Genomic DNA, 17,221 nt, shown 5'->3' with positions numbered 1-17,221 from the left:
CATACAAATGGTACCTTTGCTATACTTTCCCCGATTATGAAGTATACACAGCTGCCTGTTTATGAACAAAAGGCACGTATTTTAGAGAGCTTGGAACGCCATCAGGTTATTGTCGTTGAAAGCCCTACCGGATCGGGGAAAACGACCCAGCTGCCGGTGATTTTACACGAGGCGGGCTATACGCAAACCGGTATGATCGGCGTTACCCAGCCGCGGCGGATTGCAGCTCTTTCCGTCAGCGAATTTATTGCACATCAGCTGAAGGTTCCGCTCGGCGATACGGTTGGCTACAAGATGCGGTTTGAAGATCATACCTCGCCGAGCACTAAGATAAAGATTATGACCGACGGGATTCTCTTGCAGGAGCTTAAGCTCGACCCATGGCTTAGCAAGTATTCCGTTATTATGGTAGATGAGGCGCATGAGCGCAGTTTGAATATCGATTTTATCCTTGGGCTGCTCAAGCGGATTTTGCAGGAGCGGCATGATTTTAAGGTGATTATCTCGTCGGCAACTATCAACACCGATATGTTTTCGATGTATTTTAACGAGTGTCCGGTTATTAAAATCGATGCGATGACCTATCCGGTTACGCTCATCTTTGATCCTCCTGCCATCACCGCCTCTACGGAAACGCTTGCCGCCGAAACCGCACTGCTCGATAAAATCGCGGTGATTGTCGGGCGGATTTTAAGCGAGGGTCGCCCCGGAGCAGTCCTTGTGTTCCTCCCCGGTGAACGAGCGATTAAGAACTGTATCGAGCGGCTCTCGCATGAGTCGTGGTTCCGCAAGCTCTATCCGCTGCCGCTGTACGGGCGCTTGAGCAAGGAAGAGCAGGAGCGGGTGTTTAAGTCCCCGCCATTCGGGAAAAAAAAGATTGTTATCGCAACAAATATTGCCGAAACCTCTATCACCATCAACGATATTGCGGCAGTCATCGACTCCGGCTTATCAAAGCTGAATTTTTACAACCCCTTTACCTACACATCGAGCTTGGACGAAGCGCCAGTGTCGAAGGCATCGTGTAATCAACGGCGGGGACGCGCCGGGCGGACGCAGGAAGGGGTATGCTACCGCCTCTACACCCGCAAGGATTTTGAAACCCGCGTTATGTACACCACGGAAGAAATCTACCGCACCGACCTCTCGGAGGTGGTGATGCGGATGGCGGAGCTGGGTATCTACGACTTTGCGAACTTCGATTTTATTCCCCGCCCGGCAAGAAGGGCATTATCGGTGCAGTGGATACGCTCAATATGCTCGGCGCGTTGGAGAGCGATAATAGCCTGAGTAAAATCGGGCAGATGATGTGCCTCTTCCCGCTTAGCCCGCGTCAATCCCGTATGATCGTAGAAGCGGTGCTCTATTATCCTGAATCGATTGAGGATGTATTGATTGCCGCGGGCTTTTTATCGGCGCGCAGCCCCTTCCTCTTCCCCGACGGGCATGAGCTTGAAGCGAGAAAAGCCCACGCAGCATTCCGCGATCCGCTCGGAGACTTTGTGTCCTTCCTCAAGGTCTACCGACAGTATATGCAAGCGGAAAACCAAAAGAAGTTTTGCGACCGCTTTTACCTCGACGAGCGGATTATGGCGGAAATTGCCAACATCAAAGAGCAACTGGAGCTGATTGTCTCCGATATGGGCGTGCCGATCCTCTCCGGCGGAAAACCCGCGGATTACTTGACGGCGGTTGCCCGCGGTATGATCCAATTTGTGTGCGCTGCGCAGGGCGGGATGTACCGCAGCCTTACCACCGAAAAGATTTCCATCCATCCGGGTTCCTGTATGTATAAGGAGCATCAAGCCTTTATCGTTGCGGGGGAGATTGTACGAACGTCGCGGATGTATGCTATGTCGGTGTCGCCTCTTTCCAAAGACATTGTAGCACTGGTCGCCCCTGCGCTCCTCGACAAAAAAGCGGCGCAGCAAGTGCGGGCAAAGGCCGGTACTGCTGAAGGCAAGGTTGATAGGGCTGCAAGCGGAACCGGAAAAGGCAACGGTAAAAATGCACAGGGCGCCGGTGTGTCCGGTAAGCTCTCCGGCAGCAGCGGAAAGGCTGTAGGGGGGAGCCGCATCAGCAGCACAGGTGCGATCGGTGAAAAACATCCGCAGACGGTCTCCATTTGTGGAACACCGTATATCGTACAAAAAATGAAAGGTAAAAAACAACTGTTGCTGCCGTGGGAGCAGTTCAGCCGTACGATAGAGCAGCTGCGGGCGGAGCGGCAACAAACCGGTAAAACGGATGCCGATTGGGATACACAAAAAGGTACTGCTGCCGAAACGGTCGGCAGCAGTCAGGAGGTCTCCCCTCTTGAAAACGGCAGTATTGTCTATGACGGACGGCTGGAGCAGCTGAAAAACTTGCGGGCAAAAATCACCTTCGGCAGCTATGAGCTGTTAGCCGGAGAAAAGTTCGGCTTGGTGTTAAGCATCGCTGAAGCCTTTCCGCTCCAGCCCCTTGATTCGGAAACACCGTTCCCGCGGACTAAAAACTTCACGCTGCCTGATGACACAACCGCCCTGCTGGAGCAGCTGCCGCTCATCTTCCGCACGGTTGCGGCAAAGCAGAAGAGCAAACAGCTTGGCTTTATCACCCTGTTCAACGACGATAACGGTACGTTCTGGCTGAAAACTTCGCGCGGTTTCCATACGGCTCTGCACGAAAACCTTGCCTCCCTGCAACAGCTCATCGACAGTGCAGGTTCAGAACTGGATGAAGCGCAAACCGCAGCGGTCAACAGTCTCTACAGCAAAATTGCAAAACTGATATAGGCGATCGGTATCTGGCTTATCAACCTGACACGATAGCCGTAGAAGGCGGGCTTTACACCGCCGGTGAAATATGTAATAGTTGCGGATGTGAGGAGTTAATGATGGAGAAATTCGTTTCATGGGATGTAAGCTATGATGTGGGAGTGCCGAGTGTCGATAAACAACACCGCCACTTAGTAGATTTGATCAATAGCTTATATAATGCTTGTTTAGGGGAAAGGGCTGAACTTGAAGCAACATTTAGAGATGTGATGAAAGAGTTGGTAGATTATGTAATGATCCACTTTAAAGATGAAGAAGCCATCATGGAACAAATAAATTATCCAGGGCTGAAAGAACATCGGCAAAAGCACGAACTGTTTGTTAAAGAAATTTTAAAATCCGTCAATGCCTACACAAACGGCAAACAACTTGTTCCAAATTCATTTGTCCGCTTTTTACGTGATTGGCTGTTTAATCATATCTTAATCGACGATAAAGCATGGGCACGTTATTACTTTTCACTTAAAAAATAAAACGGTAAAAGGCATCTGTAAAAGCTGGAAACTTTTACGGATGCCTTTTGCATATTACCAAACTTAGCGGGTAACGATACGGCTAAATCGTTTTTTACCGGCGCGTAGAATAAGCTCCCGCTTCGTCCAAGGTGGCGGCGGTAATGACGGTTTTAAAGTCGGTAACCGATTTGCCTGTGACAAGGGCACCGCCTTGCTCTATTAAACGACGGGCATCACTCTTGGTGGCACATAAACCGCTTTGAACAAATAAATCGACAATCGAAATTCCTTTGCTCAAAAACGCTGCGGTTTATTTTCACCGTCGGCATAGCGGTTTTATCGCCACCACCACCGAATGCGGCTTTAGCGCCTGCAAGCGCCGTGTCCGCTTCGTCTTTTCCATGTATTTCTTTAGTAACTTCCCATGCGAGTCGCTCTTTGCCTCGTTAATATTGCCGGCACAAATACGGTCAACCTCTTCGATCGGCAAAAAGGTGAACAGCAGCATAAAGCGGCGAACATCGGCGTCGTCAACATTCCGCCAATATTGAAAAAAGTCGAACACAGGAGTCATCTCTTTGTTTAAGAAGAGCGCTCCTTTTTCGCTTTTTCCCATTTTTTTACCGTCGCTACGGGTAATGAGCGGGAAGGTCAGGCCGAATACCTCATCGCCGGTCTTACGGCGGACTAAATCAACGCCTGCGACAATATTGCCCCATTGATCGTCGCCACCTATTTGCAGGCAACAATGATGTTTTTGATGCAGCATTAAAAAGTCGTAGCTTTGCAGCAGTTGATAGTTGAACTCAAGGAAGGACAACCCTGTTTCCATCCGTATCTTGTACGCCTCAAAGGAAAGCATTTTGTTAACCGAAAAACAGGAGCCGATGTCTCTAAGGAAATCGATATAGTTTAAATCGGCCAGCCAATTTTTGTTGTTTTCTGCAAAGGCTGTCTTTCCGTCAAATCCGATAAATCGGTCGAGCTGCGCTTTTATCTTTTCAACATTTTCATCAAGTTGTTGATAGTCCAGCATTTTACGCATTTCCGTTTTCCCCGAAGGGTCGCCGATGCGCCCCGTGCCGCCACCAAGCAGTGCAATACCGATATGACCTGCATCGCGTAAATGCCGAACTGCAAATTGAGGAACAAGGTGCCCGATATGCAAACTACCGCCGGTTGGGTCGGTACCGGTGTAAAACGTGATCGACCCCTTATCCATTAACGCGGATAGTGCTTCTGCATCAGTGCATTGCTGAAAAAATCCGCGGTCTATTAACGTCTGCAAAGCTTTATTCATAACCGGATAATAACCCTTTTTACAAATAAATGCAACTTTTGCACAGAACGATCGTTTAAAATATTTCAGATGTGAAAACCCTGAGCAAAGCCGATTATCCTATTCACTAAAACCGTTAAATGAGGTATCATTTTAGCCGTTTTATGAAAAAAAGGGGGAATCCGTTATGGATATTCAATCGGTATTAAAAAATCTACACCCGCTTGAAATCAAGGTATTAAAGAACTTTAAGATAGGCGAAGGATTATATGCGAAAAAACTGCAAGAGGTTTTGCAGTATAAAGAAGGTCATGCAAATCAGGCCTTTCATGGCTCAAGCTCAAAGAATTAGTAAAAGAAAAAACGAGAAAGACAACCGTTGTCTACGAATTGACGGAGCTTGGCAAAGACTATGCAAAAAACGGATTGCCTGCCGAGCGGATTATCTTGTTGTTAAAGGAAGTATAGCCGCAAGCTGCCCGAAATCGCGCAGAAACTCGGTTTGCAGAATAAGGATGTCGGCTCTTCCTTCGGGGAGCTTTCCAAAGCGGGCTGTGCCGCGATGAATGATGAGAAAAAAGCGGCATATATAAAGGACCCTGACGATAAAAACTTCTTACTGAAAAAAGCGCTGCTGAAACGTGCCGCGGAGGCTGCCGAATGTCGTCTGCCTGAGGACTCTTTAACGGAGGACGAAAAGACCTGCATCGCCGATATTGCGAAAAAACGCGGCGCTGCGGATGCCGCATTCAAGATTATTGAACGGGACGAGATTGTTTACGCCTTCACGGATATGGTTGCCGCAGTGCAGAAGGCGTTGAATGCGGCGGGCATTACCGGCGATGAAACGGGACAGCTGACTTCCGAAAGCCTTAAAACAGGCGCATGGAAAACACAAACATTCCGCAGCTATAATATCCAGCTGCCTCCTGCCCGCGTTATCCCCGGCAGGACAAACCCCTACGTTGATTTTTTAGAGAGTGTCAAAGATAAACTCACGTCGCTCGGCTTCGAGGAATTTGACGGGCCGCTTGTCGAAACGGATTTCTGGAACTCCGATGCGCTCTTTATGCCGCAATTCCACGCAGCCCGCGACATTCATGATGTGTATTACCTAAAAAATCCCACACACGCAAAAGCTATCGAGGAACCATTTCTTTCCCGTGTTGCGGAAATTCATGAAACAGGCGGGGACAGCGGCAGCCGCGGCTGGAACTATCACTTTGACCGCGATTTTACCCGGCAGCTTTTGCTCCGCAGCCAAGGCACGGTATTGTCCGCTCATCAGTTGGCAAAGGCAAAAATCCCGGGCAAATACTTCGGTATTGCGCGCTGCTTCCGCTACGATAAGGTAGACGCAACGCACCTCTCCGACTTTTACCAGACGGAAGGTATCGTCCTCGGTGAACAGGTCAACCTGCGAACGCTGCTCGGTATCCTCAAGATGTTTGCCGTCGAAATTGCCGGCGCTACCGAAGTGAAATATGTCGGCGGGTACTTCCCCTTCACGGAACCTTCTATAGAAGTGCATATCAAGCATCCGATACTCGGCTGGTTTGAGCTGGGCGGCTCCGGCATCTTCCGCCCCGAAGTTACCAAGGCAATGGGCATCGACGTTCCCGTCCTGGCATGGGGTATCGGCATTGACCGTATGGCGCTGATGGCATTGGGACTCAACGATTTACGCGAGCTGTTCAGTACCGATATCGAAGGTGTCCGGCTCCGCAGATAGCACGAAGCAGCGGTATGAAGCAATGCGGTAAAAAAGTGCGCGTAAAACAAAAACGATAATCTATGAACCGGAAATCTTCTTTACTCAAAAGCGGTATCAGCCTGTCCGTACTCACCCTTGTGTCGCGGGTTTTGGGGTTGATACGGGAAATGACCAAATCAGCTTTCCTCGGCACCTACTTTGCGGACGCCTTTACCGTTGCCTTTATGATTCCCAACCTGCTCAGGCGTATCTTTGCCGAAAACAGCATGACCGTTGCGTTTATTCCTACTTTCCAGACCTATCTGGAGGAAGAAAAACGCAATACGCCGGATGCAAAGGCGTCGATGAAGGAGTTTCTTTCCGCAACATTCACCATGCTGTCTTTTGCCGTAACGGGAACCGTCATCATCGGGATTTTGTGCAGCGGTCTGATTATTGCAGTATTCTTTCCGAAAATCGGCGACTTTTCCGCAACGGTGCTTTTGACACGCATCATGTTTCCGTACCTGCTGCTTATCTCCATTGCGGCATTCTTTCAGGGGATATTGAACGGCGTCCGCAGCTTCTTACCGACGGGAATTACGCCGATTTTGTTTAACCTGTCCGTTATCGGATGTACCTTTGTACTCGCAAAGCCCTGCGGTAATCCGGCGCTTGCAATGGCAATCGGTGTGGTAATCGGTGGCTCCTGCCAAATGCTGTTTCAGCTCCCCTTTGTGCTGCGCGCAGGCTTTTCGTTTGCTGATACCGTTCCGGCGCTGTGTACAGAATGCCGGAGCGCGGAAAATACTGCGGCTGATTGTGCCGACCTTGATAGGTACGGCGGTGTATCAAATCAACGACCTCGTTTCCACGGCGCTTGCGACATATTCCGGAGTTGGGGTTGCGGCAAGTTTGCAGTATTCAATCCGGTTACAAGAACTTATTCTCGGCATCTTCGCCGTTTCCGTCGGCACGGTTATCTTGCCCGACCTTTCCGCCCATGCGGTTAATAAGCAATGGGAAGTATTTCAAAAACTTTTGCTGAATGCCACAAAGATTATTGCGCTGGTAACCGTCCCTGCAACGATTTTCCTGCTCTGTTCGGGTGAACATGTCATCATTTTGGTGTATAAGAGCCGCCGCTTTACCGACGAGTCTGTCCGGCTCACCTTGCAGGCCTTTCAGTGGCATATCGCAGGGTTGTTTTTTATTGCATTAAACAGGATTTTAACCTCGGCTTTTTATGCGCAAAGCGATACCAAACGTCCCACGATTGCAGGCATTGCGTGTTTCGGAATCAATATTGTGCTTGCGGCGGCTTTGGCGAGCATTATGCAAGGCGGCGGTATCGCGTTGGCACTGACCGCTGCGAGCGCCGTCAACACCGGCCTTCTGCTGTATTTTCTTACCAAAAGCGATTCGATGATCGATGTACGTACATTGCTTGTATCGGCGACCGGCTTTACCGTTAAGATACTGCTTTTTCGCTGATTGCCGCCGCCCGCTGTATTTTTCGGAGCACGGCTCTACGACCCGTTAGCGGCATACCCCCGTATTATCGCACAAGGACTTCCGCTCTTTATCAGCGCCGCGCTTTTCGCACTGATTATTTTGACGCTGCTTTGATAACGGAGATTCCTTATTAAAGACTGCCGTACAAAAAATACGGCAGCGGTAAACGCATTAGGCCTTATTCTTTTTCATATCCGCCACGGATGGCGGTGATACTAATCAGCAGCAAGTTTTTGCTAGAAAATTGACACGAACATTGTACAAGGAAGTACAATGTTCGTGTTCCCGCAGAATGATTGGGGCTGTTCAACCTTTCCTTTTGAAAACAGGCGGGCATCTACTTCGTTATTTCACAAAAATTAGTCCTCGACGTGCAAAAAGCACGCCTGTGGGTAATTTTTGTTCATGCCTCGTATCTGCCTCACCTCTTTCAAAGGCTAACGCAAAACTTATTTTTAACCATTAGCCTCAATTTTTCTGCGATTTTGTCTACTCGGCCTAATGCGTTTACCACCTGTTAGAAAAATATGCGAAATTTTATTTCCGTAAAATGCAACGGTTGAACAAAATATGAATTTTGAAACTGTTGCATTCGTGCGCGAAAAGCGCACATCAATGCGCAAGTTTTCGAAAGAAAACTTGACGGTTAAGGTGAGCGGCGCCATTGTAGACGCTCACCTTATACCTATGAAATTTCGCATAGAAGGAAAACACCCACTTAAAATATTTCTGATGCAGTTGCTGGGCGCGGCAGTTTTGTCTTGAAAACTACCCGATTGCGTTTAAGACTTTGTTCAAGCGATTCTTATCAAAGAGATCCAGCGGGCGGCCTTCCGTAAAGCGGCGTGCCTCTTCTGTAAAGGTACCGGCAGTCATACAAATCCCCTTACCGGCCTTCATCTCTTTAATCCTGCCATGGAAATCACGCAGTACAAGCTCACCGACCGAACCTTGGGAACGGAAGAATCGGAATATTACGAGATCTGCCCATTTTGGCGTGTCGATTTCGGCAACAATATCGGTATAGGTCGCGAGGACGCTGATATCAAGGATCTTTACTTTAGCGTTTGGAAAAGCGCGAACAATCCTGCGGCACAATCCGACAAACTCGCTCTGCCCCGCCATCAAATAGGTATGAAGATTCTTATTCTGATTTAACTCCTGATACCGCATAATGAGGGATGCAACATCTTTATAGCCCGGACTGACGGTCTGGATTTCCTTTAACTGTATTAGTGCCTTTTGTAAGTCCTGCGTTTTGATCCGTGCTGCAGCTAAATTATAACGCAGTTCATTCATGATATCCAACGGAATGCCGTCATGTTTTAGGCCGATTTCAAAATCTTCGATCGACTTCTCCAATTGACCCGCACGCATTCGTATTAAACCTGCATAGAGCGCTGCGCGCGGCCCTACTTCCGGCGATACTCGTAAATGCGTAAATATCTTTAATGCCTGATCGTTTGAGCCGACTTCATAAAAGCACTCTCCCATCGCAAAGAGGGCTTCCTTATTATCCGGCTGTACATCCAATACTTTTTTTAAACTGGGGAGCGCCTCTTGATATTTCCGTAAACTTTGGAGCGTGTAGCCAAGATATTTTAACGCCATCACGTTATCCGGTTGTGTGAGCAGCGCTTTCCGTAAAAATGGAACTGCTTTTTCATATTCTTTCTGGATATAATAAATATACCCAAGGTTATAGTTTATTTCAAAATGGTTTGGATTGATATTTTTTGCTAGTAACAGCCCCTTTTTTGCTTCTACAAACCGGTCTGTTTTCATTGCGCTGATGCCGTACCGCAAACTGATTTCAAATTGCTCCGAGGGGATGCGCTCGCTCATCTGATCTAAAAGGGGGGCATAAGAAGCATAAGCTTTTTCCCAATCTTGATCCTGGAAGTATATATCTCCGACCATTAAAAGAGCGGTGCTGTCATTTGGATTTTGTGCGAGCCGCTTTGTTGCTTCGCGTATCACTGCGGCCTTATTTTTTTTGCCAACTGATAACGATCCGCGGCCTTTGAGGCCTGTCATAGCGACCGTTACAACTGCAACAACTGCGATAATGATAAAAAGAGAGATAATTACAACAGACATACTTTATGTATTATCTTATCTATTGACATAACTGTCAAGATAAGACCAGAGTCTGAAATATTGCTTATTTACGTGCGGTGTCGCACGATATTCACCAAAAGATCCCACAATGGAATTAAATAAAGGAAAAAGGCCGATAAGAGAGCCGTGGCTGGAGCGCCAATAGAAGCCAACGGAATACTTACCGCTATCGACCACGGCATCAGCGGTGCAACGACGACGGCGGTATCCTCCAAGTAAGAGGCAAAGGTGTTTTTATCTTCTATAAGATCATCACAAACTTGATGAGTCAACATAATTGCCAATGTTTGATTGCAGGCAATCGCCGAAGCAAAGACGGAAGCGGTAAGGACACTACCGAATGCGGTAATCCGGTTACTCAGTCGTCGCATAATCCGCTGCATTCCCTCAAAAAAAAATGAGTTCCCTTAAACATTCCTGAATAGCAGGACGAAATACAGATAATTATGGACGCCCGTATCATTGAAATAATACCGCCGCCGGACATAAGCTTTGCCAACTCCGTATCTTGAGGATGAAAGCCTAAAAAGATTATTTTCACCAGCTCCGACGTATGTATATGCTGAAAAAATATGGCACAAACCAAACCGGCAAGACAGCTTATCGTCATCGTTATTTTTACATCGATTTTAAGTAACGAAAAAAAGATGATAATGACGGCGGGGATAGTCGTAAAAAGCGAAAGGTTATAGTAATCGGCAAAAATATGAAAGGTCATACCATTTCCCATGCCTGAGTTACTGAGCACACTGTTTTCTGCACTGAAATTGATGATAATCCCGATGATGCCATACAGAACAGCTGTTACGATAAAGGGGATAAACGCTGTCCTCACCATCGTTTTAATATTATTAAAGATATCGGTGTCTGTTAATTCACTGATTAAATGCGCCCCCGACGACATCGGCGAGCAGCGATCTCCGAAAAATATTCCCGAGAGGATGGCTCCGCCTGCGTATACGGCCGGGATATTCATACTGTTTGCCAATGTCATACAGATAATGCCGATAGTTGCAGCACTTCCGAAGGCCGTGCCCATCAGAAATGATACAAAGCAGCATAGTAAAAAGCAGATCAATACCATAATCTGCGGAGCCGCAAACATAGACGCATAATATACGATAAAAGCAATGGTGCCGCACGCACGCCATATTGCAGTGATGCTACCTATCAGTATGAAAATTATCAGGATATTTTTTACGGTTAGGATCCCGTGGAAGGAATAACGGAACATCTTCTTCCACGTTTCTCCCTTGATAAGGCCGAATGCAAAGAAAAGTATATAGCCAAATATTAGCGCATAGAGAATCGAATAGTGAAGAATAACGCAGATAATTAAACTGACGGAAAACAGCAACAGAATACAGAATTCGAGCATAAACCCTCTACGTTCCTTTCCATCATTATTATGCAGAGTTATCTATCTGTCAATGAGGCGCCGTGCAAACGCATCAGGTCATTTTCTAGCAGCCCCGCAGAATAATGGTGGATTGTGATTGTATCGAGGAAAAAGGTGATAATCACGGTATGGCTAAAGGAGAGATATAAAGGCCATACAATGACTATCACCGGGACTTGCTGTCGTTTGTCTTAAGCCAACATATAAGGTTTGAGCTTACTGTGCAAGGCTTTTGTAAATTTTTTCTATATTAGAGGTCATCCGTTCCATATAGGATAAACCGTCTTCAGCCGACTCAATCGTATAAATTGTTTGCACCGAAGCCCCGACTTCTTTTGCTAAGGTTGCCGAAACTTGCGGGCTGGCCGCATTTTCGGAGAAAACAACTTTAATTCCATATTGGTTACAATAATCTGCTAATTTTGCTAATTGTTGTGCACTCGGTTCTCCGTCAGAAAATACATCTTCCACGCTATTCTGTTCAAGCCCGAAGTCACGGCAAAGATAGCCGAACGCCGCGTGTCCGGTAACAAAACGGCGATGACTTACCTTTGCAAAGTTATCGCGGTATTTTGCTAAAAGCGCATCAGCATTCGCAATAAAAGCTGCGGCATTCCCTTATAGAAAGCTGCATTTGCAGGATCTACCTCGCTTAAACCGTCGGCGATATTCTTAACCATCACTTTAGCAGACTCAAGGCTCAACCACGCATGAGGATCAACTGCATCATGGTCGTCGTCATGATCATGGTCATGCTCGTCGTGATCATGATCGTGCTCATCTTCGTGGTGGTGGTGGTGATGATGGTGCCCTTCTGCGAGTTCGATCGGTTTAATACCGTTACTTGCGCAGATAGTCTTTATCGTATCCTGCTTCACCGCATGGAGAGCATCCATAAGCCACGGTTCCATACCCAAACCGTTGTAAACAACGGCTTTTGCCTGCATTAAGAACTTTAAATCTCCTGCCTTGGGTTCAAAATCATGAGCTTCAACTCCCGGCGGGATAATCGTATGGACATACACCTTATCTTTACCCACGATTTCCGTGAGTTCCTTCATCGCATCAAAGGTTGCTGCAACGGCAACTTTTCCTTCCATGTTTTTCTCGGTTTTTCCGCCGGCAAACAGACTTACCGTGACGATGCTGAAAAACATCATACAAACTGCTGTAAAAACAATTCTTCATTAAAACTCCTCTTGCAATGCTAGTTGCAAATCGGTTGCAAGTATACATAAATGCAAAAAGTTTGCAAGTAGCAAATAAGAATAAAAATTAATTAAATCTAAGGAAACACTTTAAAAAAACGAAAGTTTTTAGAGGTTCCCATATATCACACCTTTTATACTTGGGAATTTTTCCGCCCCTTTACAGAACCGGATATTAGTCATACAGTAGCAAGGATGAAACTGCTCCATACCGCCGACCTGCATTTGGGAAAGACGCTGCATGAAACGCCGTTGCTCGGCCTGCAGGAAAAAATGTTGAACGATATTCATGATATCCTTACACGGGACGACTATGCAGCGTTGATTATCGCAGGCGATGTGTATGACCGCGCCATTCCTTCGGCGGAAGCGGTTTCGCTTTTCAGCCGGTTCCTTGCACGGATACGGGAGGATTGTCCCGATACGGCGGTGTTTATCATTCCGGCAACCACGATTCTGCGCAGCGGCTCGCCTTTGCCCGCGAGATATTGCAAAATCAGCGTATCTATATTGCGCAGGATACGAACAGGCTTACCGATCCGGTGATTCTTACCAAGGGTGAAGAAAAACTTACGGTATACCTGCTCCCGTTTTTAAACTTCGGTGCCTTTTCGGAAGAAACAAAAGAAGCGTGCCACGCCGCGGATGATTCGCAAGCGGAAATGGCGGCGGTTGCGTCGCACATACTGAAACAAGCGGTACGGCCGGATATACCCGCACTGTTAGCGGCGCACCTCTTTACCGTCGGCGGGCAGAGTTCCTCCAGCGAGCGAACCTTTATCGGTACGGCTGAATATGTCGATCCCGACCTTTTTTCTTTTTTCGATTATGTTGCGCTCGGACACTTGCACCGCTGCCAACGGATAACCGACAGAATGTATTATTCGGGTTCTCCCCTTCCCTACTCCTTTGATGAATCGGAGGATGCAAAGTGCGTTATTTCGATAGATATCGACTGTACACCGAAACAAAATACCGCCATCGACAAGGAGATAACGTACTCCGGTGGGGAACTGTTTGATGCGGAGAACCTACAGCCTGCTATAGACGGCACAAAGGCTCCGCTCAACATTGAACGGATACCCATTATTTCCGAACGCCCGCTCAAACGGCTGGAAGGCAATTTTGAAGAGTTTTTTACCGGAAACCGCTACGACGAATGGAGCGGCTGCTATCTGGAAATCACCCTGAACGATGCCGAGGTTATTGCGCACCCGATGCAGCTGCTTCGGCAGAAATTTCCGTTTTGCTGAGTATCCGGCAAAGAGTTTTATGAATCGGGAACAGCAGGACGGGGAAGAACAGCTGACACTCCGCGAACGGACGGCGGAAGACCCGCTCACGTTAGCCGAAAATTTTAGCCGCTTTGAAATCGTCATTAACGGTGAACCAAACCAAATGAAGCAGGAGCTTTTTGAACAGCTCTGCAAAGAAACTACGTATGAGACCTAAAGAACTGATACTGCACAACATCTACTCTTTACCGGCGAGCATACCGTCAACTTTGACAGCCTCGGCTCCCCTTTAATTTACGGACAAACCGGCGCCGGAAAGACCACGCTCTTCGATGCCATTTCCTACGCTTTCTACGGAAAACCGCTCGGCGGAAGATCGGGCGTTATGCGGAATTTGCGGAGCCACTTTGCAGACGACTACGCCATCTCCGATGTCATACTCACCTTTTTTATCGGAGCGCAGCTGTATCGAATCAAACGGCAGCTGCCGTATACCAAAGAAGGCCGAAAGCTGGAAACCCGGAAGAAGTCTCCCCGAATGCTACGAAAACGGCAGCTGGGAAAACCGCTCATCGACTAACAAGCGGGAAACCGATGCTTCAATCCAAAACCTGATTAAACTTTCCGACAAAGAGTTCAGCCGCATCGTCCTTTTGCCGCAGGGAGAATTTGCGCAGTTTTTGCGGGCGCAGTCGAGCGATAAAAAAGAGACGTTGATGCACTTGTTTCCTATCAAACGGTACTCGGATTTGATGCAGGAAGCGAAGCTCCGCGCAGATATACTGCAGCAGGAAGCGCATACAATAGAAGCAAACCTTGAAACCCTGCATACCCGCTTTGTCTACCATCGTTACGAGAGCGACCGCGCAGAGCTGCTGAACGAAATTGACCGTATCAGGGATGAACACGGCGGTATCCTGACCGCCTTACAGACAAAGAATACCGAGCTTGAGCAGGAAAAAATACTCGCAGAGAAGCGAAAAGAGCTGGAGCGGGTTACCGAAGAGCTGAAAGCATGCCGCATCCGCGAAGAGGATATCCGAAATTTAAAAGCGAAGATCGAAAAGCGCATACTGCTCGCCGTCCACGTAAATCAGCTCCTTGAGTTGGAAGCGGCATGTGCGGCGGACGAACGACAGATACGGGAAAAACGGGAACGCATGGAAGAACTGACCGCCCGTATGAACGCTTTGCAGGAACGGCACAACGAGATCACCGCAAAAGAACAGCAGCGGGACAACCTCTATGCCGTCATCGACTCGCTGCGGAAAGCCGCCGTGTTGGAACAGGAAATCGGAGCGGAACAAGCCGAAGAAGATAACCTGAAACGCGCCGCCGCCGCCGCCCAAGCGCAACTGCAACGCATCGAAGCGCAGCTCGCCGCCGTTACGGAAAAAACCGCAGCCCTTGCTCCTGCCGTCGATGCGCTTGACGAGCGGGAACACGCCTACCGCAGCCTGCAAACTCGGCTCGACATAGAAAAACAGCTGCACGATATGTTATGCAAACAGGAACAGCTCAATACCTTTTTGCACAGCTATGCGCAGGCCGCGGATAATGCGCGGACACAGCTTGCGGAGCTCGCCCGCGACTGTGATATTCAAACGGAACAGATCAATAAAATAGAAGAAGAAAAAAAAGCGGCGGAACGGCAGCGTGCAGCGGCGGCGCTTGCAGAACATCTCGAAGAAGGAAGTCCCTGCCCCGTCTGTGGTTCGGTACATCACCCCGCACCGGCTCAAGAAGCTGCACAAAGTGCGTTCAGCTTTGACGAGCGGATAGAAGCGGCAAAACGGAGCGCAGCAAAACTGCAACATGAAAAAGAAAAAGCACAGACGGCGCTCGCCGGTGCGGAGGCTTCGTATACAAATTATCAAAAACAAATAGATGAACGGGCGGCAGCGGCGGCTGATTTACAGCTGCGGTATAAAGAATGCAGCGCGGCGCCCTTTCCGGAAGGAAAGGATGCGGCAGAGAGCCGCATTAAGGAAACCGCTCAGCAGATCAACGAGGCGGTGCAAGCGTACAACGCATCCCGCAAAGCCTTTGCCGAACACAAAACGCTGGAAGAAGAAACCCGCCGTTTGCAGCGGAGCGGCAGGAATGTACACAGCAGCACCATAGCGCGGAACAGCGCTTAAGCGGAGTTTCTGCCGCGCTGCAAGAAAACGCCGCCAGTTTGACCAAGCTTTTCTCAGCTGCCCGAAAACCTGCGCAGCGTTCAGCTGAGCGCGGATACGGAAATTTTGATAACCAGGGAACCGGCGGCAAAGCCAAAGCCCCGATGCCCCTATCGGCAATACTGCACCGGAGCAATACGAAGTCCCCTGATGCGGAAACCGCGTTGGAGCAATGCGAAGCGCTGCTGCAGGAACTCAAACTGACTATCAACGCCTACCATACCGATGTTGCCGAAGCAACGCAAAACCTTGAACGGATCCGCGGAGAACTTTCCACAGCGGAAACGCACGGAAAGGAACGCGCACAGCAGCGCAGCGAAAAAACAACACAACTCGAAGCCGCGTATATAAAGGAAGGTTTTGCCGATTTGGAAGATCTACAGCAAGCCGTGTGCAGCGAACCGGAAGTTGCGCAGTGGAAAACCGAAATCGACACCTTTTATGAGCAGTACGCGGCGTACAAGCAGGCGGCGGCCGGATTGGAAAAAGACGTTACCGCGACGGAGCCGCGCGACCTCGATGAGCTGGAAACCGCCGTCGAAGCCCTGCGCCAACGGTATGATGAAATACAGGCGCGGCTCGAAGTCCTCAATACGGAGAAAGCAAAGCTGGAGGAACTGCACGCCCAGCATACGGAACTGACAAAAGCCCTCACAGTCAAAACGGCGGAGGCGCAAAATTGGGTAACCCTTGCGAAAGACCTCTGCGGCAGCAATCCGCGGAAACTCCAGTTCGACACGTGGATTCTTTCCGCCTTTTTGCACGAAGTAACCGTGTTTGCAAATAAACGGCTTGAGCGGATGAGCGAGGGACGGTACCGGCTTGCAGTCAGCGAAGAGCACGGCACAGGAACGCATACCGAGGCCTCGATTTGAAATCGCCGACGCCTACACCGGTAAATGCCGCCCTCTGCGACCCTCTCCGGCGGGGAAACCTTTATGGCCTCCATCAGCCTTGCACTCGGCCTTGCCGATTCCATTCAGGCACGGGCAGGCGGCATCAGAATAGATTCGATGTTCATCGACGAAGGCTTCGGATCGCTCGACGAAAAAGCCCTGGAAAACGCCGTCAGCATCTTAGACGAAATACGCGGGAACCGGATGGTCGGCATCATCTCTCATGTCGGCGAACTGCAAAGCCGTATTCCACAAAAAATTGAAGTGATAAAAACCGGAACTGGTTCGTCCATCCGTCAAGGTAAGGCGCAACCTTGACTTTACTCGGATGGGAGTATAGTATAGGGACTCTTAATTAATTTTCGGGATTCTTTAAATATCTTAGCTTTAGAGTATCTCGCTTGTCAAAGTAGGTGCTTAT

13 protein-coding genes and 4 pseudogenes are annotated in these 17,221 nt (G+C 48.6%); 11 read left to right on the top strand and 6 right to left on the bottom strand.

The features are described from left to right. Positions 1-36 precede the first annotated feature (36 nt). Both ABH09_RS12165 and ABH09_RS12160 read left to right on the top strand, forming a co-directional pair. Positions 37-2,777, top strand: a pseudogene (locus ABH09_RS12165) (helicase-related protein). A 101-nt stretch (positions 2,778-2,878) separates the two neighbouring features. Further along, complete coding sequence (locus ABH09_RS12160; RefSeq protein ID WP_162664862.1) at positions 2,879-3,292, top strand: bacteriohemerythrin; 414 nt, start codon at positions 2,879-2,881, stop codon at positions 3,290-3,292. A gap of 63 nt (positions 3,293-3,355) precedes the next feature. Here ABH09_RS12160 and tyrS read toward each other — a convergent pair. Beyond that, positions 3,356-4,574, bottom strand: a pseudogene (gene tyrS, locus ABH09_RS12155) (tyrosine--tRNA ligase). Between the two features lie 166 nt (positions 4,575-4,740). Here tyrS and ABH09_RS12150 point away from each other — a divergent pair. The 3 genes and pseudogenes from ABH09_RS12150 (at position 4,741) to ABH09_RS13090 (ending at position 7,740) form a co-directional block, all read left to right on the top strand. Further along, positions 4,741-6,285, top strand: a pseudogene (locus ABH09_RS12150) (phenylalanine--tRNA ligase subunit alpha). A 62-nt stretch (positions 6,286-6,347) separates the two neighbouring features. Continuing rightward, positions 6,348-6,947, top strand: a pseudogene (locus tag ABH09_RS13095) (lipid II flippase MurJ); the annotation flags it as partial. Position 6,948: 1 nt separating this feature from the next. Then, entirely contained in the window at positions 6,949-7,740 is a 792-nt protein-coding gene (locus tag ABH09_RS13090) for a lipid II flippase MurJ (protein WP_371922116.1), read from the top strand. Positions 7,741-8,529: 789 nt separating this feature from the next. On the opposite strand, the gene ABH09_RS12140 is transcribed toward ABH09_RS13090, so the two are convergent. The 5 genes from ABH09_RS12140 to ABH09_RS12120 all read right to left on the bottom strand — a co-directional run bounded on the left by ABH09_RS12140 (position 8,530) and on the right by ABH09_RS12120 (position 12,441). Beyond that, positions 8,530-9,861: a tetratricopeptide repeat protein gene (locus tag ABH09_RS12140; RefSeq protein ID WP_253714607.1), complete on the bottom strand. Its 1,332-nt coding sequence runs from the start codon at positions 9,859-9,861 to the stop codon at positions 8,530-8,532. Between the two features lie 68 nt (positions 9,862-9,929). Further along, complete coding sequence (locus ABH09_RS12135) at positions 9,930-10,253, bottom strand: hypothetical protein (RefSeq protein ID WP_253714606.1); 324 nt, start codon at positions 10,251-10,253, stop codon at positions 9,930-9,932. Further along, positions 10,241-11,260, bottom strand: a complete 1,020-nt coding sequence (locus ABH09_RS12130) for a Na+/H+ antiporter NhaC family protein (RefSeq protein ID WP_253714605.1) — start codon at positions 11,258-11,260, stop codon at positions 10,241-10,243. Before ABH09_RS12130 ends, ABH09_RS12135 begins: the two co-directional genes overlap by 13 nt. A gap of 237 nt (positions 11,261-11,497) precedes the next feature. Next, positions 11,498-11,881 carry a metal ABC transporter solute-binding protein, Zn/Mn family gene (locus tag ABH09_RS12125; protein WP_253715785.1) on the bottom strand — a complete coding sequence of 128 codons (384 nt, stop codon included), beginning with the start codon at positions 11,879-11,881 and terminating at the stop codon, positions 11,498-11,500. Then, a complete protein-coding gene (locus tag ABH09_RS12120; RefSeq protein WP_253714604.1) occupies positions 11,857-12,441 on the bottom strand; it encodes a metal ABC transporter substrate-binding protein in 585 nt (194 codons plus the stop codon). The genes ABH09_RS12125 and ABH09_RS12120 overlap by 25 nt, the downstream gene beginning before the upstream one ends. A gap of 243 nt (positions 12,442-12,684) precedes the next feature. Here ABH09_RS12120 and sbcD point away from each other — a divergent pair, with 243 nt between their 5' ends. The 6 genes from sbcD (at position 12,685) to ABH09_RS12090 (ending at position 17,118) form a co-directional block, all read left to right on the top strand. Then, the gene (gene sbcD, locus ABH09_RS12115) at positions 12,685-13,035 is read left to right on the top strand and encodes an exonuclease subunit SbcD (RefSeq protein ID WP_253714603.1); all 351 of its coding nucleotides are present in this window, start codon (positions 12,685-12,687) and stop codon (positions 13,033-13,035) included. Then, entirely contained in the window at positions 12,978-13,742 is a 765-nt protein-coding gene (locus ABH09_RS12110) for an exonuclease SbcCD subunit D (protein WP_253715783.1), read from the top strand. The genes sbcD and ABH09_RS12110 overlap by 58 nt, the downstream gene beginning before the upstream one ends. Before the next feature lie 19 nt (positions 13,743-13,761). Then, on the top strand, positions 13,762-13,941 hold the full coding sequence (locus ABH09_RS12105; protein ID WP_253714602.1) for a hypothetical protein: 180 nt from the start codon (positions 13,762-13,764) through the stop codon (positions 13,939-13,941). A 75-nt stretch (positions 13,942-14,016) separates the two neighbouring features. Beyond that, entirely contained in the window at positions 14,017-14,304 is a 288-nt protein-coding gene (locus ABH09_RS12100; RefSeq protein WP_253715781.1) for an AAA family ATPase, read from the top strand. Positions 14,305-15,903: 1,599 nt separating this feature from the next. After that, positions 15,904-16,779, top strand: a complete 876-nt coding sequence (locus ABH09_RS12095) for a sbcc family protein (RefSeq protein WP_253714601.1) — start codon at positions 15,904-15,906, stop codon at positions 16,777-16,779. Positions 16,780-16,842: 63 nt separating this feature from the next. Beyond that, complete coding sequence (locus tag ABH09_RS12090; protein WP_253714600.1) at positions 16,843-17,118, top strand: P-loop NTPase family protein; 276 nt, start codon at positions 16,843-16,845, stop codon at positions 17,116-17,118. Positions 17,119-17,221 lie beyond the last annotated feature (103 nt).

It is taken from the genome of Treponema sp. OMZ 803, assembly GCF_024181165.1.
In the GTDB taxonomy this organism is placed as follows: domain Bacteria; phylum Spirochaetota; class Spirochaetia; order Treponematales; family Treponemataceae; genus Treponema.
This window is presented reverse-complemented; position numbering and strand designations above follow the sequence as displayed.

What these genes read in the sequence shown, in the direction of transcription:
- ABH09_RS12160 (WP_162664862.1), top strand. Translation starts at nt 2,879, where the DNA reads ATGGAGAAATTCGTTTCATGGGATGTAAGCTATGATGTGGGAGTGCCG.
- ABH09_RS12140 (WP_253714607.1), bottom strand. Translation starts at nt 9,861, where the DNA reads ATGTCTGTTGTAATTATCTCTCTTTTTATCATTATCGCAGTTGTTGCA.
- ABH09_RS12135 (WP_253714606.1), bottom strand. Translation starts at nt 10,253, where the DNA reads ATGCGACGACTGAGTAACCGGATTACCGCATTCGGTAGTGTCCTTACC.
- ABH09_RS12130 (WP_253714605.1), bottom strand. Translation starts at nt 11,260, where the DNA reads ATGCTCGAATTCTGTATTCTGTTGCTGTTTTCCGTCAGTTTAATTATC.
- ABH09_RS12120 (WP_253714604.1), bottom strand. Translation starts at nt 12,441, where the DNA reads ATGATGTTTTTCAGCATCGTCACGGTAAGTCTGTTTGCCGGCGGAAAA.
- sbcD (WP_253714603.1), top strand. Translation starts at nt 12,685, where the DNA reads ATGAAACTGCTCCATACCGCCGACCTGCATTTGGGAAAGACGCTGCAT.
- ABH09_RS12105 (WP_253714602.1), top strand. Translation starts at nt 13,762, where the DNA reads ATGAATCGGGAACAGCAGGACGGGGAAGAACAGCTGACACTCCGCGAA.
- ABH09_RS12090 (WP_253714600.1), top strand. Translation starts at nt 16,843, where the DNA reads ATGGCCTCCATCAGCCTTGCACTCGGCCTTGCCGATTCCATTCAGGCA.